Genomic DNA, 25,885 nt, shown 5'->3' with positions numbered 1-25,885 from the left:
GGGCATGTGCGGGACGCGGTGCGTTTCGCCGATGACGTGCGCCACCTCCAGGACGAGGGTGTGACGCGGTTCCTGGAGATCGGTCCTGATGGTGTGCTGACGGCGATGGCTGGTCAGAGTGCCGAGGGCACGCTGGCGGCCACACTGCGGCGCGACCGCCCGGAGACCGAGAGTGTGTTCGCCGGTGTGGGCCGGTTGTTCGCCACCGGTGTGGCGGTGGACTGGGACGCGGTGTTCGACGGGCGTGGCGCGCGGCGGGTGGATCTGCCGACGTACGCGTTCCAGCGCAAGCGTTTCTGGCTGATCGAGCAGTCGACGGCGGCAGCCGGTGCGGACGGGGTCGACCACCCCCTGCTCACCTCGGGCATTGGGCTGCCGGACACCGGAGGTGTCGTCTTCACCGGACGTCTCTCCCTCGACACCCACCCCTGGCTCGCCGACCACGACGCCTTCGGCGCCGTGGTCGTGCCCGGGGAAGTGTTCCTGGAACTGGCCCTGACAGCAGCGGAGCAGACGGGTCGCGGGCGCGTCGAAGCGCTCGACCTCCACGCGCCGCTGGTCATGGCCGGCACCGAGGACGACACGACACTGCGCGCGATGGTCGACGAGACCGGGGCGTTCAGCGTGTACGCGCGCCGTGGCGACCGGACGGCGGCCTGGGTCAAGCACGCCACCGGCGTCCTGACCTCCGAGGCCACCGAGTCCTCCTGGACACGTGACGACGAGACGTACGCCACGGTGCTCGAAGCCGCCGCGCACGCCGCCGGACTCCACCCCGACGGCGAGCCGACGCTCGCCCATGTGTGGCGCGGAGCCTCGGTGAGCGTCGGCCGGGACGGACAGCCCGTCCTGTCGGTGGAGTCGGTCGAGACCCGCTCGATCACCACGGACGAGGTACGGGCACACACCGGCGGCCGTGAATCGCTGTTCCACGTCGACTGGGTCACCGCCCCCGCACCCGCCGGCTCCGAGACCGGTGCTCATGTCGTCTACGAGTGCCCGCCACTGGACGAGTCCGCGCCCGAAGGCTTCCGGACGATCACCCATCAGGTGCTCCCCGTCATCCAGCGGTGGCTGGACGACGAGCAGGCGGCATCCGCCAAGCTCGTCGTCGTCACGCGCGGCGCGACCGACGGAAGTGACCTCGGGCACGCCGCGGTCTGGGGCCTGGTGCGGTCGGCGGAGTCGGAGCACCCGGGCCGGTTCGTCCTGGTGGACCTGGACGCCGACGGTGAACTCCCCGACGAGGTGCTGCGCCTCGCCGAGCCCGAGATCGCCGTACGAGACGGCGAGATCCGGGTGGCGAGGCTGGCCCGCGTCCCCGCGGTCGAAGGCCGCGTCCAGTCGTGGGGCACACACGGCACGATCCTGATCACCGGTGGCCTGAACGGGCTCGGCGCACTGGCCGCCCGGCACCTGGCCGCGGAGCACGGCGCGAAGAGCCTGCTGCTGACCAGCCGCCGGGGCATGGACACGCCGGGCGCGGCCGAACTGGTGGCGGAGCTGACCGGATCGGGCGCCGAGGTGGAGGTCGTCGTCTGCGACGTCACCGACCGGGACGCCCTGGCCGCCCTGCTGGCCGAGCGGCCCCTGACGGGCGTCGTGCACTCGGCCGGTGTGCTGGACGACGGACTCATGGGAGCGTTGACGCCCGAGCGGCTGGACACGGTCATGAGGCCGAAGGTCGACGCCGCCTGGCATCTGCACGAACTCACCCTGGACCACGATCTCTCGTCGTTCGTGATCTTCTCCTCCGTCGCCGGCACGCTCGGCGGCGCGGGACAGGGCAACTACGCCGCCGCGAACGCCTGGCTGGACGCGCTCGCCCGGCATCGCGCGACCAAGGGGCTGCCCGCGCTGACCCTCGGCTGGGGACCCTGGAGCGAGGTCGGGGGCATGGCAGACCGCCTGGACGACGCCGAGCTGGCGCGGCTCAGGCGCTCGGGAATGCCGCCGCTGTCCCCGGACGAGGGACTGGCGCTGATGGATGCCGCGACCCTGCGCGGCCGGCCGCCGATGACGCTGCCGGTCCGGTTCGACCTGGCGGTGATGCGGTCCCTCGCCGAGACGGGGACGCTGCCCGCGATATTCGGCGCACTGGTACGCGGCCAGACCCGTCGCGCGCCGGTCGGCCGGGCGTCGTGGGAGCGGCTGTCCGGACTGACCGTGCCCGAACGCGAGAAGTTCCTCCTGGAGTTGGTGCGGGGCCACGTCGCCCAGGTGCTCGGACACGGCGGCGCCGACGAGGTGCCCCCGGACCGCGCTTTCAACGAACTCGGCCTCACCTCGCTGGGCGCGGTGGAACTGCGTAACGCGCTCAACACCGAGACAGGGCTGTCACTGCCCCCGACCCTGGCCTTCGACTACCCGACCCCCCTGGCCATCGCCGAGCTCGTGCACGACGGGCTGCGCCCGGAGGAGGCCGACGGGGCGGCCGCGCTGCTGGCCGAACTGAATCGGCTGGAAGCCGTGCTGACCGAGCTGGCATCGGGCGACCGCGAAGCCCATGCCAAGGTCACTGCCCGCCTCGAAACCATGTCGCGACGGGCGCGAGACGCCGGGAGCGGCGTGACGGACGAGCCCGTCGGCGGCCTGGTGGCCGAATCCGATGACGAGTTGTTCGCGGTGCTGAACAAGGAACTCGGACTGTCCTGACGGCTCCCGCCTCTGCTTTGTGAACTTTCACGGATTGGTTGATGACGATGTCGAAGGACTCCAACGACGACCGGCTCCGCGAGTATCTGCGGCTTGCCACCGGTGAGTTGCAGCAGACTCGGCGCCGGCTGCGTGAGGTGGAGGATCGGGAGCGGGAGCCGATCGCGATCGTGGGAATGGCATGCCGCTTCCCCGGTGGCGCGTCCTCGCCTGAAGGACTCTGGGACCTCGTCGCCGACGGCCTGGAAACGGTGGGCGAGTTCCCCACCGACCGGGGCTGGAACCTGGACTCGCTGTACGACCCGGACGGGACGGGCGAGAACACCAGCTACGTCAACAAGGGCAGCTTCCTGGACGGCGCGGGCGACTTCGACCCCGAGTTCTTCGGCATCAGCCCCCTTGAGGCGATGGCGATGGACCCGCAGCAGCGGCTCCTGCTGGAAACCTCCTGGGAGGCCGTGGAGCGGGCCGGGATCGACCCGCCGTCGCTGAAGGGCACCGCCACCGGAGTCTTCGCCGGGCTGGTCTACCACGACTATCCGAGCAGCAGTGTGACCGGTGCGCTGGTCTCCGGCCGGGTGGCCTACACGCTGGGTCTCGAGGGTCCGGCGGTGACCATCGACACCGCCTGCTCGTCATCCCTGGTCGCACTGGACATGGCCGTCAAGGCCCTGCGCAGCGGGGAGTGCTCCCTCGCCCTGGCCGGCGGCGTGACGATCATGTCGACGCCGGTCACCTTCGTGGAGTTCAGCCGGCAGCGGGGTCTGTCGACGGACGGCCGCTGCAAGGCGTTCGCCTCGGCGGCCGACGGCACCGGGTGGGGTGAGGGTGTCGGCATGCTGGTGGTGGAGCGGCTGTCGGACGCCCGCCGCAACGGCCACCCGATTCTGGCGGTCGTGCGCGGCAGCGCCGTCAACCAGGACGGCGCCAGCAACGGCATCACCGCCCCGAACGGCCCGTCCCAGCGCCGGGTGATCCAGCAGGCCCTGGCCAACGCGGGCCTGGCGGGCTCCGATGTGGACGTGGTGGAGGCCCACGGCACCGGGACCACCCTGGGCGACCCGATCGAGGCCCAGGCGCTGCTGGCCACCTACGGGCAGGACCGCCCCGAGGACCGACCGCTGTGGCTCGGGTCGGTCAAGTCGAACATCGGGCACACGCAGGCCGCCGCCGGTGTGGCGGGCATCATCAAGATGGTCCAGGCGATACGCCACGGCTCCCTGCCCAAGACACTGCACGTGGACGAACCGTCCCCGCAGGTGGACTGGACGGCGGGAAGCGTCCGGCTGCTCACCGAGGCCCGCGCCTGGCCGGAGGGCGGCCCGCGCCGCGCCGCCGTGTCCTCGTTCGGGGCCAGCGGGACCAACGCCCACATCGTCCTGGAGGAGGCTCCGCAGGCCGAGGACGTACCGGCCGAAGAGTCGCCGGAGTCGCCGCAACCGCGTGAGCACCGGGAACTTCCGGTGGTGCCCTGGCTGATCTCCGGGAAGACCGAGGCCGCCGTACGCGCGTACGCGCAGCGGCTCCAGGCCGTCGCGACGGACGACGTACGGCCGGTGGACGTGGGATGGTCCCTGGCCACGCAGCGGGCGTCGTACGACTACCGGGCCGCCGTGCTGGCCGCCGACGAAGAGGGCTTTGCCCAAGGGCTCGCCGCTCTGGTGCAGGGGGAAGCACCGGTGACCGCGGCCCGGCCCGGCGCCGGCGCGGTCATGGTGTTCCCCGGACAGGGCTCCCAGTGGGTGGGCATGGCGACCGAGCTGATGGCGTCGTCCGCCGTGTTCACGGAGCAGATGTCCGCGTGCGAGGAGGCACTGGCGCCGTTCGTGGACTGGTCGTTGAGCGAGGCGCTCGATGACGAGGCCCTGCTGGAACGGGTCGACGTCGTGCAGCCCGTCCTGTGGGCGGTCATGGTGTCACTGGCCGGTCTGTGGCGGCACTACGGAGTCGAGCCCGTCGGCGTGGTGGGCCACTCCCAGGGCGAGATCGCCGCGGCGAGCGTCGCCGGAGCGCTGTCGTTGCAGGACGGCGCCCGGGTGGTCGCCCTGCGCAGCAAGGCGCTGCTGGCCCTCTCCGGCCAGGGCGGGATGGTGTCGGTCGCCCTCCCCCGGGAGGAGACCGAGCGGCTGATCGAGCGCTGGGGCACCCGGACGGGCATCGCGGTGGTCAACGGCAACGCCGCCACCGTGGTCTCGGGCGAGGTCGACGCGCTGGACGAACTGATGGCCTCCTGCGAGGCCGACGGCGTACGGGCGCGCCGGATCCAGGTGGACTACGCCTCGCACTCGGCACAGGTGGAGCGCATCGAGCGGGAACTGCTCGAAGTGCTGGCACCCATCAAGCCCCGCGCCTCGCGGATCCCCTTCTACTCCACCGTGACCGGCGGGCTGCTGGACACCACCGGTCTCGACGCCGGCTACTGGTACCGGAATCTGCGCCAGACCGTGGAGTTCGACCGGACCATCCGCCGGCTGACCGAGCAGGGCGTGGGAGTGTTCATCGAGGCCAGCCCGCACCCGGTGCTGGCGCCGAGCATGGAACAGACCACGATCGGCACGCTGCGCCGCAACGACGGCGGCCTCGACCGTTTCCTGAGCGTGCTGGCCCAGGCACACACCCGCGGCGTGGACGTCGACTGGGAGAAGGTGTACGCCGCGACCGGGGCGGGGCAGACGGAACTGCCCACGTACGCCTTCCAGCACAACCGCTACTGGCTGAACGACGAGACGGCGAACGCCGACGCGGCCTCCATGGGCCTGGGCTCGCTGGGCCACCCGCTGCTCGGGGCGATGGTCATGCTCGCGGGCTCGGAGGAGGTCGTGCTCACCGGACGGCTGTCGACCGGGACGCTGCCCTGGCTCACCGACCATGTCATCGGCGGCTCGATCCTCTTCCCCGGCACCGGATTCGTGGAGCTGGTGATCCGGGCCGGCGACGAGGTCGGCTGCGGCCGTGTCGAGGAGCTGACGATCGAGGCGCCGCTGGTCCTCGCCGAGCGCGGCGGGGTCGCCGTCCAGGTCGTCGTCGGAGCGGCGGACGAAGAGGGCCGCCGCGAGGTCCAGGTGTACTCCCGCGACCAGGACGCGACCGACCTGCCCTGGAACCGGCACGCCACCGGTCTGCTCGCCACCGCCACCTCCGCCGGGGGAGGCGAACTGACCGAGTGGCCCCCGCCCGGCGCCGAGCCGCTGGACCTCGATGTCGACACCCTCTACGAGGAGTTGGTCGGCACGGGTCTGGCGTACGGGCCGACCTTCCGGGGGCTTCGGGCCGCCTGGCGGGCCGGCGACGAGGTGTTCGCCGAGATCGCCCTGCCGGACAACGCGGTGGCGGACGCCTTCGGTCTGCACCCGGCCCTCTTCGACGCGGGCCTGCACGCCATCGGACTCTCCCCGGCCGGAACCGGCGATGTGGCGATGCTGCCGTTCGCCTGGTCGGGAGTGGAACTGCACGCCTCCGGCGCGGGCGCGCTGCGGGTGCGCGTCACGCCCGTGCAGGACGGTGTGGCGGCCCTGACGATCGCCGACGCGACCGGCCGGCCCGTCGCGACGGTCGACTCGTTGGTCCTGCGGCCCCTCACGGACGTGGCGACCAAGCCCCGTACGGAGTCGCTGTACCACGTCGCCCTGACCCCGGTCGCCGCCGGCACCGCCTCCACCGGGGGGCAACCGCCCGCCGACGAGGAGGTGTTCCGCCTCCCCGGCGGACTGGACGTACGCGCGGCGGTGAACCTGGCGCTGGAGGCACTTCAGTCCGCAGGCTCCCGTCTGGTGGTCGTCACGCGCGGCGCGGTCTCGGTGGGCGGCGGGGACGTCGACGACCTGGCCGCGGCGGCCGTCTGGGGTCTGGTGCGTACCGCCCAGACCGAAGACCCCGACCGGTTCTTCCTGATCGACCTGGACGGTGACGCCGACGAGGCGCGGGGCGCGGACAACGCCGACCTCGCGCCGGCGCTGTCGACCGGTGAGCCCCGGGTGGTGGTACGCGACGGTGTCGCCCACGCGCCCCGGCTGGCCCGTGTGTCGGCGGCGCCGGAGCCGGCGGACGACCCGGCGCCGGCGTTCGGCGACGAGGTGCTGATCACCGGTGGAGTCGGTGTCCTGGGTGCTCTGCTGGCCCGGCATCTCGTCACCGAGTACGGGGTGTCACGGCTCCTGCTGACCGGTCGCCGGGGCGTGGAGACGCCCGGCGCGGCGGAGTTGGTGGAGGAGCTGAGCGGGCTGGGGGCCGAGGTCGAGGTCGCCGCCTGCGACGTCGGCGACCGTGAGGCGCTGGCGGCGCTGCTGGCCGGGCGTTCGCTCACCGGTGTGGTGCACGCGGCGGGTGTCCTGGACGACGGTGTGATCGGGTCGCTGACGCCCGAGCGGGTGGACCGGGTCATGCGCCCCAAGGTGGACGCCGCCCTGTATCTGCACGAGCTGACACGCGACATGGACCTGAGCGCGTTCGTACTGTTCTCCTCCGCGGCCGGCGTGATCGGCTCGCCGGGTCAGGGCAACTACGCGGCGGCCAACGCCTATCTGGACGCCCTGGCCGAGCGCCGCCGTGCGGGTGGCCTGCCCGCCCAGTCCCTGGCGTGGGGCGTGTGGCGGACCAGTACCGGTATGGCCAGTGAACTGACGGACACCGACCGCTCCCGTATGGAACGCGGCGGCATCCTGTCGCTGTCCCACAGCGAGGGGCTGGCCCTCTTCGACGCGGCGACGGCGGCGGACGGACCCGCCGTACTCGTCCCCGTCAAGCTCGACCTCCCGGCCGTCCGCGCCGGCGGCGCGGTGCCGGAGCTGCTGCGCGGCCTGGTCCCGGTCGTCACCCGTGGCACCGCCCGCACCCGCGCCGACGCGGACGGGCTCCGCGAGCGGCTCGTGGGCATGTCCGACGACCAGCGCTTCGACATGCTGCTGAACCTGGTCCGCGCGCAGGCCGCCACCACGCTCGGCTACGCCGGACCGCAGGCCGTCGACCCGGAGCGCGCGTTCCGCGATCTGGGCGTCGACTCCCTGGCGGCGATGGAGCTGCGCAACGGGCTCGGCGGCGCGACCGGCCTGCGGCTTCCGGCCACGCTGGTGTTCGACTACCCGAACCCCACCGTCCTCGCGCGTCATCTGCTGGACGAGGTCTCGGGAACGGTGCACCAGAGCCGTGTCACCCCGGTCGCGACCCCGGTCGGCGACGACCCGATCGCGATCGTCGCGATGGCGTGCCGCTACCCGGGAGGCGTGTCCTCGCCGGAGGACCTGTGGCGGCTGGTCGACAGCGGCACGGACGCCATCTCGCACTTCCCCACCGACCGCGGCTGGGACCTGGAGCGGATCTACGACCCCACGGCCACCCGCCCCCGCACCAGCTACGTCGACAAGGGCGGATTCCTCTACGACGCGGCCCAGTTCGACCCCGGCTTCTTCGGGATCGCGCCGAACGAGGCACTGGTGATGGACCCCCAGCAGCGGCTGCTGCTGGAGGCGTCCTGGGAGGTACTGGAGCGCGCGGGCATCGACCCGACGACGCTCAAGGGCAGCCCGACCGGTGTGTTCGCCGGAATGATGTACCACGACTACACCCACAACAGCAGCACGGGCGCCATCGCCTCCGGCCGTGTCTCCTACACCCTGGGGCTGGAAGGCCCCGCGGTGACCGTCGACACCGCCTGCTCGTCCTCCCTGGTCGCCCTGCACCTGGCGGCGCAGGCCCTGCGGTCGGGGGAGTGCTCGCTCGCCCTGGCCGGCGGCGTCACCGTGATGGCCGCGGCGGACAACTTCATCGAGTTCAGCGAGCAGCGCGGGCTGGCGACCGACGGCCGCTGCAAGTCCTTCGCGGCCGCCGCCGACGGCGCCAGCTGGAGTGAGGGTGTCGGCATGCTCCTGGTGGAGCGGCTGTCGGACGCCCGCCGCAACGGCCACCCGGTGCTGGCCCTCGTACGGGGCACGGCGACCAACCAGGACGGCGCGAGCAACGGCCTGACCGCCCCCAACGGGCCGTCCCAGCAGCGGGTGATCAAGCAGGCGCTGGCCAACGCGGGCCTGGCGGGCGCCGATGTGGACGCGGTCGAGGCGCACGGCACGGGCACCACCCTGGGTGACCCGATCGAGGCGCAGGCGCTGCTGGCCACCTACGGCCAGGGCCGTCCCGAGGACCGTCCGCTGTGGCTGGGTTCGATCAAGTCGAACATCGGTCACACCCAGGCCGCCGCGGGTGTGGCGGGCATCATCAAGATGGTCGAGGCGATGCGGCAGGGCACGCTGCCCAGGACGCTGCACGTGGACGCGCCCACACCCCAGGTGGACTGGGAGGCCGGCGACGTCCAGCTGCTCACCGAGACGAGGGAGTGGCCGAACGACGGCCGCCCGCGCCGCGCGGGCGTGTCCTCCTTCGGCATCAGCGGCACCAACGCCCACGTCATCATCGAGGAGGCCGCCCCGGTCGAGGAAGCGCCCGTGGAGCGGCGGGAGTTGCCCGTCGTCCCCCTGGTGCTGTCGGCCCGGACCCGTACCGCGCTCCAGGCCCAGCTCGACCGGATCACCTCCGTCGACGCGGACGAGCTGGACGTGGCGTACTCGGCCGCGACCGGCCGGGCCGCCCTGGAACACCGCGCGGTGCGGATCGGCTCCGAGACCGTGATCGACTCGGTCACCGAGGGCGGGCTGGCGTTCCTGTTCACCGGACAGGGCAGTCAGTGGGCCGGGATGGGCCAGGAGCTGTACGAGACGTTCCCCGCCTTCGCCACGGCGTTCGACGAGGTGTGCGCCGTGCTCGACCCCGCGCTGCGCGAGGTGATGTGGGGCGACGAGGAGGCCCTGGGCCGCACCGAGTTCACCCAGCCCGCGATCTTCGCTCTCCAGGTCGCCCTGTTCCGGCTGGTGGAGTCGTGGGGGATCAAACCGGACCTCATGACCGGCCACTCCATCGGCGAACTCGCCGCCGCCCATGTGGCCGGGGTGTTCGATCTGGCTGACGCCGCCCGGCTGATCACGGCGCGCGGACGGCTGATCCAGGAACTCCCGTCCGGCGGGGCGATGGTGGCGATCCGGGCCACCGAGGAGGAGGTCACGCCGCACCTCACCGAGCAGGTGAGCGTCGCGGCGGTCAACACCCCCGGCTCGGTGGTGATCTCGGGCGCCGATGAGGCCGTCACCGCCATCGCCGAGCGGTTCGCCGACCGCAAGACGACCCGGCTGAAGGTGTCGCACGCGTTCCACTCGCCCCTGATGGACCCGATGCTCGAAGAGTTCCGGAAGGTCGCCGAGAGCGTCACCTACCGCGAGCCGGTCATCCAGCTGACCAAGGACGTGGCGTCGGCGGAGTACTGGGTACGGCACGTGCGCGACGCGGTGCGGTTCGCCGACGACGTACGCCACCTCCAGGACCAGGGCATCACCCGGTTCCTGGAGATCGGACCGGACAGCGTGCTCACCGCGATGGTGCGGCAGACCGCCGACGGGACGGTCGCGGCCACCCAGCGACGCGACCGTCCCGGCGTGGAAACCCTCTTCACCGGCGTCGGCCGGCTGTTCGCCGCCGGTGTCCGGGTCGACTGGAACGCCGTGTTCGACGGGCGCGGGGCGCGGCGGGTCGACCTGCCGACGTACCCCTTCCAGCGGCAGTCGTTCTGGATCGAGTCGGGGCGCGGCGCGGACGCGTCCGACCACCCGCTGCTTGACCAGGCGGTCACTGTCGCGGGGGCGGACCGGACCGTGCTGACCGGGCGTCTGTCGCTCGGTACCCAGCCCTGGCTCGCCGAACACGCGGTCGCCGGCACCCTGCTCTTCCCCGGTACGGGCTTCGTCGAACTGGCCGTCCGCGCGGGCGACGAGGTCGGCTGCGGCCGGATCGAGGAGCTGACGATCGAGGCACCGCTGGTCCTCGCCGAACACACCGCCACGGCCGTACAGGTCGTGGTCGGGGTGGACGACGGAGCGGGCCACCGGGCGGTCGAGGTGTACGCCCGCGGCGCGGACGAAGCCCATCTGCCCTGGACCCGCCACGCCGCCGGAACCCTGGCCCCGGCCACCGGCGGCCCGGCGGCCGAGGCGATGACCCAGTGGCCACCGCCCGGGGCGGAGCCCGTGGAACTGGCGGGGCTGTACGAGAGCCTGGCGGAAGCCGGAATCGACTACGGGCCGGCGTTCCAGGGACTCAAGTCCGCCTGGCGCGGCGAGGGGACGGTCTACGCCGACGTCGTCCTGTCCGGGGCGGCGGACCGCTTCGGGATCCACCCGGCACTTCTGGACGCGGCCCTGCACACGGTCCCTTTGCTGTCGGACGACGACCGCGTCGTCCTGCCGTTCTCCTGGGCGGGAGTGGAACTGCACGCCTCCGGCGCCACCGCGCTCCGTGTCCGGATGACGCTCTCCGGCCAGGACCAGGTGGCCCTCCACGCCGTCGACGGCGCCGGGCAGCCGGTCGTCTCCGTGGACGCCCTGACGCTGCGGCCGATGGCCGCCGGGGCGCTCACCCGCGTCGACTCGCTCTTCCAGGTCGAGTGGACGCCCGTCGCCGTACGCGACGACGCGGCCGGTGACGCGAAGGTGTGGCGGACCGAGGGCGACGACGTGCTCTCCACACTGCATCCGCTGCTCAAGGCGATCCAGGCGGAGACCGAGACCCTCGCGGTCGTCACGCGCGGCGCGGTCTCCGTGGCCGGTGAGCGGGTGACCGACCTGGCCGGCGCCTCGGCGTGGGGCCTGGTGCGCAGCGCCCAGTCGGAGGACCCGGGCCGGTTCGTCCTGGTCGACGTGGCCGGTGAGGACGAGAAGGCGGACATCGCCCTGGCCCTGGCGGCGGGAGAGCCCCAGGTGGCCGTCCGGGACGGGAAGGTCTACGTACCGAGGCTGAGGGCGGCCTCGGTCGCGGAGTCCGAGCCGTCCTCGGTCTTCGGCGACGAGGTGCTGATCACGGGCGCGTCCGGCGCCCTGGGCGGACTGGTCGCGCGCCATCTCGTCACCGGGCACGGCGTACGGCGACTGCTGCTGACCAGCCGCCGGGGCCTGGCGGCGCCCGGCGCGGCGGAGCTGATGAAGGAGCTGGCCGGGCTGGGGGCCGAGGTCGAGGTCGCCGCCTGCGACGTCGCCGACCGTGAGGCGCTGGCGGCGCTGCTGGCCGGGCGCTCGCTCACCGGTGTGGTGCACGCGGCGGGCGTTCTGGACGACGGCGTGATCGCGTCGCTGACCCCCGAACGCCTGGACAAGGTCGTCACACCCAAGGCGGTGGCCGCCCTGCATCTGCACGAGCTGACACGCGACATGGACCTGAGCGCGTTCGTACTGTTCTCCTCCGCGGCCGGCGTGATCGGCACACCGGGGCAGGGCAACTACGCCGCGGCCAACGCGTTCCTGGACGCACTGGCCGAGCACCGGCGCGCCGACGGCCTCGCCGCCCAGTCCCTGGCCTGGGGCCTGTGGACGACCGACGCCGGCATGGCCGGTGACCTGGCGGACACCGACCGGCAGCGGATCGACCGCGCGGGCCTCGTGGGACTCTCACCCGAGCAGGGTCTCGAACTCCTCGACGTGGCGGGCGCGCTGGCCGCACCGGCGCTGGTGCCCATGAGCCTGGACACCAGGACGCTGAACGCGGCCGAGGTGCCTCCGATGCTGCGCGGACTGGTACGCGGCTCCTCGCGGCGTGCCGTGTCGGCGGAATCCACGGGCGGCGGGGCCGCGTTGCGGCAGCGCCTGTCGGCACTGCCCGACGACGAGCGGTACGACGAAGTCCTCGACCTCGTCCGTACCCACGCTGCGGCCGTACTGGGTCACGCGGGCCCCGAGGCCGTCGAACCGGAGCGGGCCTTCAGCGATCTGGGCTTCGACTCGCTGGGCGCCGTCGAGTTCCGCAACACCCTCAACGCCGCGGCCGGGCTGCGGCTGCCCGCCACGATGATCTTCGACCATCCCACCGCCCGGGTGCTCGCCGAGCACATCGGCGCGGAGCTGGCACCCGACGGTGACGCCGCCGCCGCTGCCGACGAGGAGACGGTCCGCCGTCTGCTCGGGTCGATTCCGCTCACCCGGCTGCACGACGCGGGGCTGATGGAGGCCCTGCTCGAACTCGCCGGCGCCGGCGGCGCCTCCGGCACGGCGGCAGCCGCGCCCGAGGAAGACTCGATCGACGCGATGGACGCCGAAGCCCTGATCAGCATGGCCCTGCAGGACACCGATCCGGACGAAGCGACGCGGGAAGTCTGAGGACACGATGGCCGACACCGACCAGAAACTCGTGGCGGCGCTGCGCGCGTCGCTCAAGGAGTCCGAGAGCCTGCGTACGCGCAACCGCGCCCTGCAGGCCGCCTCCCGCGAACCGATCGCGATCGTGGCGATGAGCTGCCGCTACCCCGGCGCGACCTCTCCCGAGGAGCTGTGGCGGCTGGTCGCCGACGGGACGGACGCCGTCTCGCGGTTCCCCGCCGACCGCGGCTGGGACGAGGAGGGCATCTACGACCCCGAGCCGGGAAAGCCCGGCAAGACGTACTCGCGCGAAGGCGGGTTCCTCTACGACGCGGCCGAGTTCGATCCCGGCTTCTTCGGGATCGCGCCGAACGAGGCGCTGGTGATGGACCCGCAGCAGCGATTGCTGCTGGAGGCGTCGTGGGAGGTGCTTGAGCGGGCCGGCATCGACCCGACGACGCTCAAGGGCAGTCCGACCGGTGTGTTCGCCGGAATGATGTACCACGACTACACGTACAACAGCAGCACGGGCGCCATGGCCTCCGGCCGGGTCGCCTACACCCTGGGTCTTGAGGGCCCCGCGGTGACGATCGACACCGCCTGCTCGTCCTCCCTGGTCGCCCTGCACTGGGCGGTCCAGGCCCTGCGGTCGGGGGAGTGCTCGCTCGCCCTCGCCGGCGGTGTCACCGTGATGGCGACACCCGAGACCTTCATCGAGTTCAGCCACCAGCGCGGGCTGGCGACCGACGGCCGCTGCAAGTCGTACGCCGCGGCGGCCGACGGCACCGGCTGGGGCGAGGGCGTCGGCATGATCCTGGTGGAGCGGCTGTCGGACGCCCGCCGCAACGGCCACCCGGTGCTGGGGATCGTGCGCGGTACGGCGATCAACCAGGACGGCGCCAGCAACGGCATCACCGCCCCCAACGGCCCGGCCCAGCAGCGGGTGATCAGGCAGGCGCTGGCCAACGCCCGGGTGTCCGCCGACGGGGTCGACCTGATCGAGGGCCACGGCACCGGCACGACGCTCGGCGACCCGATCGAGGCGCAGGCCCTGCTCGCCGCCTACGGGCAGGACCGCCCCGAGGACCGACCGCTGTGGCTGGGTTCGATCAAGTCGAACATCGGTCACACCCAGGCCGCGGCGGGCGTGGCGGGCATCATCAAGGTGGTCGAGGCCATCCGGCACGGTGTCATGCCGCCCACGCTGCACGTCGACGCCCCGACACCCCAGGTGGACTGGGAGGCCGGCGACGTCCGGCTGCTCACCGAGGCCCGGCGGTGGCCCGACCAGGAACACCCGCGCCGCGCGGGGGTGTCGTCCTTCGGCATCAGCGGGACCAACGCCCACGTCATCATCGAGGAGGCACCGCCCGCCGAGGAGGACGCGCCGCCGGTCGCCGCGACCACCGGGGGCCCGGTGCTGTGGACCCTGTCGGGCAGGACCCAGCAGGCGCTGTCCGCGCAGGCCGAGAGCCTCCACTCCCATCTGCGCGAGCGGCCCGACCTGACGCCCGCGGACGTGGGCCTGTCCCTGGCGACCGGCCGCGCGGCTCTCGAACACCGCGCGGCGATCGTCGCCGACGACCGTCCGGGCCTCCTCGCGGGGCTCACCGCGCTGGCCGGGGGAACCCCCTCGCCGTCCGTCGTCACCGGCAAGCGGCGCGAGGGCAAGGTGGCGTTCCTCTTCACCGGCCAGGGCAGCCAGCGCCTCGGCATGGGACGGGAGTTGTACGAGACCTTCCCGGTCTTCACCGCCGCGTTCGACGAGGTGTGCGAGGCCACGGGCCTGTCGCTCAAGGACGTGATGTGGGGCGACGAGGCGGCGTTGAACCGCACCGAGTACGCCCAGCCCGCGATCTTCGCCCTGGAAGTCGCCCTGTTCCGGCTGGTGGAGTCCTGGGGAATCAAGCCCGACCACCTCGCCGGGCACTCCATCGGCGAACTGGCGGCGGCCCATGTCGCGGGCGTTCTCAGCCTTGAGGACGCCGCGAGGCTGGTCGCCGAACGCGGGCGGCTGATGCAGGCGCTCCCGGCGGGCGGGGCCATGGCCGCCATCGAGGCCACCGAGGAGGAAGTCGCGCCGCTGCTCACCGACGAGGTGGGCATCGCCGCCCTCAACAGCCCGTCCTCCGTGGTCGTTTCGGGCACCGAGGACGCGGTCGCGGCGATCACCGAGCACTTCGCCGACCGCAGGACGCGCCGGCTGACCGTCTCCCACGCGTTCCACTCGCCGCTGATGGAACCGATGCTGGAGGACTTCCGCAAGGTCGCCGAGTCCGTCACCTACGAACGGCCGCGTATCCGGCTGGTGAAGGACATGGCGTCCGCCGACTACTGGGTACGGCATGTGCGCGACGCGGTGCGGTTCGCCGACGACGTACGACGCCTGGAGGCCGAGGGCGTCACCCGGTTCCTGGAGATCGGACCCGACGGGGCCCTCGCCGCCATGGCCCGCCAGACCGCGCCGGAGGCCACCACCGCCGCCGCCCTGCGCCGCGACCGGCCCGAGGCCACGACACTGCTGACCGCCGTCGCCCATCTGCACACCACGGGCATCTCTCCCGACTGGACCGCCTTCTTCGCGGGCCGGCGGGCACACCGGGTCGATCTGCCCACCTACTCCTTCCAGCGCACCCGCTACTGGCTCCAGGAGCCGGTGGACGCAGGAGGCGGCAGCGCGGCGTCCATGGGCCTCAGCGCGCTCGACCACCCCCTGCTGAGCGCCGAGATCACCGTTCCCGGCTCTCGGACGGTGATCTACACGGGCCGTCTGTCGACCGACACCCACCCCTGGCTGGCCGACCACGAGGTGCTGGGCGCGACGCTGCTGCCCGGCACGGCGTTCGTCGAACTGGCGGTACGCGTGGGCGACCAGGTCGGCCACGGCGTCCTCGAAGAACTGACGCTGCGCGCGCCCCTGGTCCTGCCCGAGAGCGGCGGCGTACAACTGCGGCTGACGGTCGGTGAACCGGTCGACGACACCGGCCGGCGGCCCCTGAGCATCCACTCGCTCGCCGAGGACGCCGACGACGACGCGCCCTGGGTCCTGCACGCCGAAGGCGCCCTGGTGGCCGAGGAGTCCACCGAGGCGACCTCCTTCGACCTGACGCGCTGGCCGCCGGACGAGGCGACGAGGATCACCACCGACGGCGCGTACGAACGGTTCGCGGACCTCGGATACGTCTACGGCCCCGCGTTCCAGGCGCTCAAGGCGGCCTGGCGCGTCGGTGACGAGACATTCGCCGAGGTGGCGCTCGCCGACGACGTGGCCGACGCCGAGAGGTTCGTACTGCACCCGGCCCTGCTCGACTCCGCCCTGCACGCGGTGATACTCGGCGCGGGCGAAGACGAAGCCACCTCGCTGCCGTTCGCCTGGAAGGGTGTGCGGCTGCACGCCTTCGGCGCCAAGGCCGCGCGCGTCCGGTTCACCCCCAACGCCGAGGGCGGCACGACGATCCGCGTCGCCGACTCCCAGGGCCGTCCCGTCGCGTACGTGGAGTCGCTGATCTCCCGGGAGGTCTCCGCCGAACAGCTCGCACCGGCGTCCGCCGGGCCGGGCGACTCCCTCTTCCACCTCGCGTGGACACCCGCCGCCACCGCCACCGCCGCCGACGCGGACTGGACGACGGTCACCGAACTGGCCGAACTCTCCGGCCCGGTGCCCTCGACGGTCGCCTGGACACCCCCGGCAAGCACCGGCCGGATCGCCGACGACGTCAGGACGGTCACCGCCGAGACGCTCCGGACCCTCCAGACCTGGCTCACGGACGAACGGTTCGCCGACAGCAGGCTCCTGGTGGTCACCCGCGGCGACGACCTGGCACACGCCTCCGCCTGGGGCCTGGTACGCGCCGCCCGCTCCGAGGACCCGGAGCGCTTCGCGCTGCTCGACACCGACGGCGACGACCCGCAGACGATCGGCCGGGCCGTCGCGTCGGGCGAGCCCGACCTGCGCGTACGGGGCGAGGAGATCCTGGTCCCCCGGCTCGCGCGCGTCCCGGCCGCCCCGGAGGACGACGCACCCTCGCGCTCGCCCTGGGACCGGCCCGGAGCCGTACTGGTCACCGGCGGCACGGGCGGTCTCGGCGCGCTCGTCGCCCGCCACCTGGTGGCCGAACACGGCGTCCGGGACCTGCTGCTGACCAGCCGTCGCGGCATCGACGCGCAGGGCGCGGCCGACCTCCACCAGGAGCTGACCGCCCTCGGCGCGACGGTCGAGATCGCCGCCTGCGACGTGGCCGACCGGGACGCCGTCGAGGCGCTGCTGGCCGGCCGCTCCCTCGGCGCCGTCGTCCACACGGCCGGGGTACTGGCCGACAGCATGATCGCCAACCTGACGGCGCACGGCCTCGACCAGGTCCTGCGCCCCAAGGTGGACGGCGCACTCAACCTGCACGACCTCACCCGCGACCAGGAGCTGGGCGCCTTCGTCCTGTTCTCGTCAGCGGCGGGCGTGCTCGGCTCGCCCGGCCAGGGCAACTACGCCGCCGCCAACACCTTCCTCGACGCCCTCGCCGCGCGGCGCCAGGCCGAGGGACTGCCCGCGCAGTCCCTCGCCTGGGGGCTGTGGGCGGACACCGGCGGAATGGCGGGCCACCTGAGCGAGGCAGACCTGCGGCGGCTGCGCCGCCAGGGCATGCCCGCGCTGTCGTCCCGGGACGGCCTCGCGCTGTTCGACGCCGCGTCCGCGAGGCCCGAGCCGGCGCTCGTGCCGATGAGCCTGGACCTGCGGGCGCTGCGGAACGGGGCCGGAGGCGAACTCCCCGTCGTACTGCGCGGCCTGGTCCCGGCCGTACGGCGCCGCGCCGCGACCGCCGACCCGTCGGCGCTGCGGCACGAGCTGGCCGCGATGCCCGCGCAGCAGCGGGAGCGGGCGCTCAGCGATCTGGTGCTGAGCCTCGCCGCCTCCGTGCTCGGACACGCCGACGCCGAAGCCGTCGACCCCAGCCGCGACTTCCTGGAGTCCGGGTTCGACTCGCTCACCGCGATGGAACTGCGCACCGCGCTGATCGCCGCCACCGGGGCGAAGCTGCCCATGATGGCGGTGTTCGACAGCAAGACCCCGGCCAACCTGGCCCGTCTCCTCGCCGACGAGATGGAGTCCGGGACGGCCGCCGCCGCAGGCGCCGAGTCCGCCGCCGAGCCCTCGGAAGAGGACGACGAGACGGTCACCGAGATGTTCCGGCGGGCGGTCCGGGCCGGTGACACGACAGGGGCACTGGGCCTGATGTCGGCGGTCGCGGCGCTGCGGCCCCGGTTCGTCACACCCGCCGACCTCGCGCGACCCCCGAAGACGGTGCGGCTGGCGGACGGCCCCGGCCGCCCCCGGCTGATCTGCCTGGCCACACCCATGGCGGGCGGCGGCGTGCACCAGCACGCCCGGCTCGGTTCCGAATTCCGGGACGTGCGGCACGTGTCGGCGGTGGCACTGCCCGGATTCCACCGGGACGAGCCACTGCCCGACTCCGTCGAGGTGCTGACACAGGTGCTGAGCGACGCCGTGCTGGCGGCGGCGGACGGTGAGCCGTTCGTACTGCTCGGCTACTCCTCCGGCGGCATCATCGGCCACATCATCGCCCGTCACCTGGAGGAGACGCTCAAGGTCCCGCCCGCCGGGCTCGTCCTGATCGACACCTTCCGGGTCGAGGACACGGCGATGAACGTCGGGTTCGGCCACCTCATGGGCGAACTGCTGACGGTGGAGACGACCCTCGGCAACTACGACGCGGCGCGACTGTCCGCGATGCCGCACTACTTCCAGGTACTGGCGGGCTTCGACCCCGTACGGCTGGCCGCGCCGACCCTGTTCGTCCAGGCGTCCGAGCCGTTCGTCCAGCCCCCCGAGGGGGTCGACGTGGCGGAGATGCGGGCCCGCCCGTGGGACTCCGAGCACACCCTGCGCACCGTCGAAGGCAACCATTTCTCGCTCGGGCAGGACCACGCCCCGGCGACCGCCCGAGTCATCGAGGAATGGCTGGAGACGCTCGACTGAGCCGTGGCCGACGCCAGGCTTCCCCTCGGAAGAAGTGCACGCCGCGTGCGGGGGACGCGGCACCGCTGCTGAGAACGACCCGAACTTAGGTGGTTTGAGAAATGGCGTCCACGCCCACGGCCAAAGGAACTGTTCCCTTCGGGGAGTACAAGACCTGGTACCGCGTCACCGGGCAGCCCGCTGAGGGCCGCCCGGCCCTCGTCGTCGTGCACGGAGGCCCCGGCTCCACCCACGACTACCTGACAGGGCTGTCCGTCTACGCCGAACAGGGCTGGTCGGTGGTGCACTACGACCAGATCGGGAACGGCGGCTCCACCCACCTCCCCGACGCGGACCCCGGCTTCTGGACCCCCCAACTCTTCCGCGACGAGCTGGAGAACCTGCTGCGCCGGCTCGGCATCGCCGACGACTACGTCCTGTTCGGACAGTCGTGGGGCGGACTGCTCGCCGCCTGGCACGCCTCGGCCAAACCCGCCGGGCTGCGCGGCCTGGTCATCGCCAACGCACCGGCCTCCTACCCCCTGTGGCTCTCGGAGATGGACGTCCTGCGCGCCCAACTGCCGCCCGGCGTCGACGAGACGCTGCGCCGGCACGAGGCCGCCGGCACCACCGACAGCGACGAGTACCTGGAGGCGATGCTGGTCTTCTACAGCCGCCACGTCTGCCGCGTCGAACCGTGGCCCAGCGAACTCATGGCCTCCTACCTGGAAGCCGTCACCGACCCGACGGTCTACCGCACCATGAACGGCCCCAACGAGTTCCATGTCATCGGCAGCATCCGCGACTGGTCGGTGATCGACTGCCTGCCCGACATCAGCGCGCCCACCCTCATCATGTCGGGCCGCCACGACGAGGCCACCCCGGTCACGGTGCGCCCCTACCAGGAACTCATTCCGGGCGCCCGCTGGGAAATCCTTGAGAACTCCAGCCACAACCCGCACCTGGAGGAGCCGGAGCGCTTCTACGAGGTGCTCGGCGGATTCCTTGACTCGGTACGCGTGAGCGACACGCGGACCACGACCGTGAGCGGAGGCTGAGACGACGATGAACGCCGAAGTCGAGGAGATCGTCGAGGCACTGCGTGGCTCGCTGGTCGAGAACGAGAGGCTGCGGCAGGACAACGACAGCCTGCGCGCCGCCGCGAGCGTCAGCACCGAACCCATCGCGATCATCGGCATGGCCTGCCGGTACCCCGGTGGCGTCGGATCCCCCGAGGAGCTGTGGGCGCTGGTCGAGGAAGGCCGTGACGCGATCAGCCCGTTCCCGGGCGACCGCGGCTGGGACATGAGCGCGCTGTACGACCCCGAGCCCGGAAAGCCCGGCAAGACGTACGCGCGCGAGGGCGGCTTCCTGCACGACGCCGCGCAGTTCGACCCCGAGTTCTTCGGGATCAGCCCGCGCGAGGCCCTCACCATGGACCCCCAGCAGCGGCTCCTGCTGGAGATCACCTGGGAGTCGATGGAGCGCGCCGGACTCGACCCGGCGTCGCTGCGCGGCAGCCGCACCGGTGTGTTCGCCGGCGCGATGTACCACGACTACGGCATCACCAGCAGCGACGGCAGCCTCGTCTCCGGACGCGTCGCCTACACCCTCGGGCTGGAGGGCCCGGCGGTCACCGTCGACACGGCCTGCTCGTCGTCGCTGGTCGCGCTCCAGTGGGCCTCGCAGGCCCTGCGCTCGGGAGAGTGCACCCTGGCGCTGGCCGGCGGCGTCAGCGTCATGGCCACGCCCGAGACGTTCATCGAGTTCAGCGAGCAGCGCGGACTCTCGGCCGACGGCCGCTGCCGCTCGTTCGCCGCCTCCGCCGACGGCACGGGCTGGGCCGAGGGCGCGGGCGTCCTGCTGCTGGAGAAGCTGTCCGACGCCCGCCGCAACGGGCACCCCGTGCTGGCCGTCGTACGCGGCTCGGCCGTCAACCAGGACGGCGCGTCCAACGGCTTCAGCGCCCCCAACGGCCCCTCGCAGCGCCGTGTCATCCAGCAGGCGCTCACCGCGGCCGGACTGACGACCGCCGATGTCGACGTCATGGAAGGCCACGGCACCGGCACCTCGCTCGGCGACCCCATCGAGGCGCAGGCACTGCTCGCCACGTACGGACAGGGCCGCGAAGAACCGCTGTGGCTGGGTTCGATCAAGTCCAACATCGGTCACACCCAGGCCGCCGCCGGTGTCGCGGGCGTCATCAAGATGGTCGAGGCCATCCGGCGCGGCACGCTGCCGAAGACACTGCACGTCGACGAGGCGTCGCCCCAGGTGGACTGGGAGGCCGGCAACGTCCGCCTGCTCACCGAGGCGCGCGCCTGGCCCGACGCCGACCGGCCGCGCCGCGCCGCCGTGTCCTCGTTCGGCGTCAGCGGCACCAACGCCCATGTGATCATCGAACAGGCGCAGCCCGACCCCGCGTCCGACCCCGAGCAGGAGCCCGCCGCACCGCGCCCGTCCACCGACGTACCCCTGCCCGTGCCGCTGCCGCTGCCGCTGTCGGCCGGCACCGAGACCGCGATGCGCGCCCAGGCCCGGCAGTTGGCCGACCACCTGCGGAACACGCCCGGCCTCGACCCCGTGGACATGGCGTACTCCCTCGCCACCGCCCGCGCCGCGCTCACCCGCCGCGCCGTCGTGGTCGGCCACGACCGCGACGAGATCCTCGGCGCGCTGACCGCGTTGGCGGACGGCGCTCCCCTCGGCGGCGCCGCGCGGTCGACCGGGCTGACCGCCTTCCTCTTCACCGGCCAGGGCAGCCAGCGCCTCGGCATGGGCCGCGACCTGCACGCGGCGTTCCCCGTGTTCGCACGCGCCTTCGACGAGGTGTGCTCCGCGCTCGACCCCGCCGTGCGCGAGGTGATGTGGGGCGACGAAGAGGCCCTGCGGCGTACCGAGTTCACCCAGCCCGCGATCTTCGCACTCCAGATCGCCCTGTTCCGGCTGCTCGAATCGTGGGGCGTACGGCCCGACTTCGTCGCGGGACACTCCATCGGCGAACTCGCCGCCGCCCATGTGGCCGGCGTGTTCTCCCTGCCCGACGCCGCCTCGCTGATCACCGCGCGGGCACGGCTGATGCAGGCGCTGCCGCCGGGCGGGGCGATGGTGGCGGTCGAGGCCGCCGAGGAGGAGGTCGTCCCGCTGCTTCGGGACGGCGTCGGAATCGCCGCCGTCAACGGCCCCACCTCCGTGGTGCTCTCGGGCACCGAGGAAGCCGTGGACGCGGTCGTCGAACAGCTCGGCGCGCGCAGGACCAACCGGCTGAAGGTGTCGCACGCGTTCCACTCGACGCTGATGGACCCGATGCTCGACGACTTCCGCCGTGTCGCGGAGCGCGTCGCCTACGCGGAGCCCGGCATCCCCGTCGTGGCCAACGGCGATGTCACCACCGCCGCGTACTGGGTGGGGCATGTCCGTGACACCGTCCGCTTCGCCGACGCGGTGACCCGGCTGGAAGCCGAAGGCGTCACCCGGTACGTCGAACTCGGCCCCGACGGCATCCTCACCGCGATGGCCCGCCAGTGCCTCACGACCACCGCCGACACCGCCGTACTCGTCCCGGCCCTGCGCCGTAACGAGACCGGACCCGTCGCCGTCCTCACCGCCCTCGGCGGCCTGCACACGGCGGGCCTGAAGGTCGACTGGGCGGGTGTCTTCGACGGACGCGGCGCCCGGCGCGTCGACCTGCCCACCTACCCCTTCCAGCGCGCCCGTTACTGGTTCGACAAGCGCGGCCTGGGCGGCGACGTCACCTCCGCCGGTCTCGACCGGCCCGACCACCCGCTGCTCGGCGCGATGGTGCACCTGCCCGGCTCCGACGGCGTGGTGTTCACCGGACGGCTGTCCACCGGGGCCCACCCCTGGCTGTCCGACCACACCGTGATGGGCTCCGTCCTGCTGCCCGGCACCGCGTACGTGGAACTCGCCGTGCGCGCGGGGGACCAGGTGGGCTGGAACCGCGTCGAGGAACTCAACGTCGCGGCGCCGCTGTTCCTGCCCGAACACGGCGGCGTCCACATCCAGGTCGCCGTCGACGCGCCCGACGCGTCGGGACTCCGCCCGGTGAGCGTGTTCTCCCGAGCCGACGACGCCCCGCTCGACCGCGAATGGATCCTGCACGCCGAGGGCTTCCTGGCGCCCGACGCCGGTGAGCCGGCCACCGACCTCACGGCGTGGCCGCCGCGCGACGCCGAGCCCCTCGCGGTCGAAGGACTCTACGAACGGCTGGAGTACGGGCCGACGTTCCAGGGACTGCGCGCGGGATGGCGGCGCGGCGACGAGCTGTTCGCCGAGACAGCCCTGCCCGAGGGTGCGGACGCCGGCGGCTTCGGCCTCCATCCCGCCCTGTTCGACGCGGCGTTGCACGTGCTCGACCTGGCCGGCGAGGACGCGAAGGTACTTCCGTTCTCCTGGTCGGACGTCACCCTGCACGCGGAGGGCGCCACCGCCGCACGGGTCCGCCTGCGAGTCCGGGACGACAAGTCCGTCTCCCTGGAACTGGCCGACGCCATGGGACGGCCGGTCGCCTCGGTCGGATCGCTGACGCTGCGCCCCGTCACCGCGGACGGCCTCGCGCCGGCCGCCGCCCGGGTCGCGAACGCCCTCTTCCGGGTGGACTGGGTCCCGGCCGGCGAGGGCCGGTCGCCGGCCGAGAACACCGAGGTGAGCGTTCACCACTGCCCGCCGACGACCGGCGACACACCGGCCGCCGTACGCGCGGTGACCACCGGCGTACTGGCCGCAGTCCAGGCCGCCGTCGACGGCGACACCGCCCTCGTCGTCGTCACCGACGGCGCCACCGACGGCTCCGACCTCGGCCACGCCGCCGCCTGGGGACTGGTACGCGCCGCCGAGGGCGAGCACCCCGGCCGCTTCTTCCTCGTCGACACCGACGCCCCGGTCGACCCCGCCCGCGTCGTCGCGACCGGCGAACCCGAACTGCGCGTGAGCGGCGGCGAGACACGGGTGCCCCGGCTGGTCGGCGTACCGCTCGAATCGACCGCCTCCACCTGGGACACCGAACGCACCGTCCTGATCACCGGCGGGACCGGTGCCCTCGGGGCCGCCGTCGCCCGTCACCTCGTCACCCGCCACGGGGTACGGCGGCTGCTGCTGACCAGCCGCCGGGGCCCGCAGGCGCCGGGAGCCGCCGAGCTCGCCGAGGAACTGACCGGGCTCGGCGCCGAGGTCGAGGTGGCCGCGTGCGACGCCGCCGACCGTGACGCCCTGGCCACGCTGCTCGACGGCCGGACCATCGGCGGGGTCGTACACGCCGCGGGCGTCCTGGACGACGGCGTGATCCTCTCGATGACGCCCGAGCGCGTCGACCACGTGCTCCGTCCGAAGGCGGACGCGGCCTGGCATCTGCACGAAATCACCCGCGACATGGGGCTGACCGCTTTCGTGCTCTTCTCGTCCGTCGCGGGCGTACTCGGCGCCCCCGGACAGGGCAACTACGCCGCCGCCAGCACCCTGCTCGACGGCCTCGCGCGACACCGGCACGCCGCCGGACTGCCCGCGCTGTCACTGGCCTGGGGTCCGTGGGCCGGAGAGGGCATGGCGGACGGGCTCGCCTCGGTCGGCATGCGCTCCCTGGCACCGGAGGAGGGCCTCGCCCTGCTCGACGCCGCCGCCGGCGTGGCGGAGCCCGTACTGGTGCCCGTCCGGTTCGACCTCGGGGCCTTCGACTCGCCGCCGCCCATCATGCGCGGCCTCGTCCGCGGCCGGTCGCGCCGTGTCCTCGACAACGACGCGTCCGCGACCGGCGTCCTGCGGCAGCGCCTGGCCGGACTCGGCGACGCGGAACGCGCCGACGAAGTCCTCGCTCTCGTACGCTCCCAGGCGGCGATGGTCCTGCGCCATGCCGGAGCCGAGGCGGTCGACCCGGAGCGGGCCTTCCGCGACCTCGGATTCGACTCCCTCACCGCGATCGAACTGCGCAACCTGCTGGGTGCCGCCACCGGACTGCGCCTGCCCGCCACTCTCGTCTTCGACTACCCCACCCCCGTCGTGCTGGCGGACCACCTGCTCCAGGAGCTCTCCGGAGCCGTGGAGTCGGCTCCGGTCGCGTCCGTCGTGCGCCCGGCGGACGACGAGCCGATCGCCATCGTCTCGATGGCCTGCCGGTATCCGGGTGGCGTGGACACGCCCGAGGGGTTGTGGCGGCTCGTCGACGAGGGTGTCGACGCGATATCGGAGTTCCCGGCCGACCGTGGCTGGGGCGTGGAGGACATCTACGACCCCGAGCCCGGAATTCCGGGGAAGACCTATGTGCGCGACGGCGGATTCCTGCACGACGCCGCACAGTTCGACGCCGACTTCTTCGGCATCAGCCCGCGCGAAGCCCTCGACATGGACCCGCAGCAGCGGTTGCTGCTGGAGACCTCGTGGGAGGCGCTGGAGCGTGCCGGAATCGCGCCCACCACGCTGAAGGGCAGCCCGACCGGTGTGTTCGCCGGGGTGATGTACCACGACTACCCCGGCGGCACCGGCGGCGGCAGCCTCGTGTCGGGCCGGGTGTCCTACACCCTCGGTCTCGAAGGCCCCGCGGTGAGCGTGGACACGGCGTGCTCGTCGTCCCTGGTGGCCCTGCACTGGGCGGCGCAGGCACTGCGTTCCGGCGAGTGCTCGCTCGCCCTCGTCGGCGGTGTGACCGTCATGGGAACACCGCAGTCGTTCATCGACTTCAGCGAGCAGCGCGGCCTGGCCGCGGACGGCCGCTGCAAGTCCTTCTCGTCCTCCACCGACGGCACCGGGTGGGGCGAGGGCGCCGGCGTCCTGGTGGTCGAGCGTCTGTCGGAGGCGCGTCGGCTGGGGCATCCGGTGCTCGCGGTGGTGCGCGGGAGCGCGCTCAACCAGGACGGCGCCAGCAACGGCATCACCGCCCCGAACGGCCCCTCCCAGCGCCGCGTGATCAAGCAGGCGCTGGCCAACGCCGGTCTGGTGGCCGCCGATGTGGACGCGGTCGAGGCGCACGGCACGGGCACCACCCTGGGTGACCCGATCGAGGCCCAGGCCCTGTTCGCCACCTACGGTCAGGATCGCCCCGAAGGGCGGCCGTTGTGGCTGGGTTCGATCAAGTCGAACATCGGTCATA

5 protein-coding genes are annotated in these 25,885 nt (G+C 72.9%); all 5 read left to right on the top strand.

The window, feature by feature from the left end; all coding sequences use genetic code 11:
• Positions 1–2,655 (top strand): type I polyketide synthase (locus P3L51_RS22435; protein WP_354607072.1); only part of this gene is annotated, 2,655 nt, incomplete at its 5' end.
• Positions 2,656–2,696: 41 nt separating this feature from the next.
• Positions 2,697–12,836, top strand: coding sequence for an SDR family NAD(P)-dependent oxidoreductase (locus P3L51_RS22430; protein ID WP_354607071.1), 10,140 nt, complete (start codon positions 2,697–2,699; stop codon positions 12,834–12,836).
• Positions 12,837–12,843: 7 nt separating this feature from the next.
• Entirely contained in the window at positions 12,844–18,807 is a 5,964-nt protein-coding gene (locus tag P3L51_RS22425) for a type I polyketide synthase (protein ID WP_354607070.1), read from the top strand.
• A gap of 101 nt (positions 18,808–18,908) precedes the next feature.
• Positions 18,909–19,844 carry a proline iminopeptidase-family hydrolase gene (locus P3L51_RS22420; protein WP_354607069.1) on the top strand — a complete coding sequence of 312 codons (936 nt, stop codon included), beginning with the start codon at positions 18,909–18,911 and terminating at the stop codon, positions 19,842–19,844.
• A 7-nt stretch (positions 19,845–19,851) separates the two neighbouring features.
• The coding region (locus tag P3L51_RS22415) for a type I polyketide synthase (RefSeq protein ID WP_435594503.1) at positions 19,852–25,885 on the top strand (6,034 nt) is incomplete at its 3' end.

It is taken from the genome of Streptomyces panacea, from assembly GCF_040560175.1.
GTDB lineage: Bacteria > Actinomycetota > Actinomycetes > Streptomycetales > Streptomycetaceae > Streptomyces > Streptomyces panacea.
This window is presented reverse-complemented; position numbering and strand designations above follow the sequence as displayed.

Bases quoted from the DNA above. Each gene is read 5' to 3' on its own strand.
- P3L51_RS22430 (WP_354607071.1), top strand. From the start codon at position 2,697: ATGACGATGTCGAAGGACTCCAACGACGACCGGCTCCGCGAGTATCTG.
- P3L51_RS22425 (WP_354607070.1), top strand. From the start codon at position 12,844: ATGGCCGACACCGACCAGAAACTCGTGGCGGCGCTGCGCGCGTCGCTC.
- P3L51_RS22420 (WP_354607069.1), top strand. From the start codon at position 18,909: ATGGCGTCCACGCCCACGGCCAAAGGAACTGTTCCCTTCGGGGAGTAC.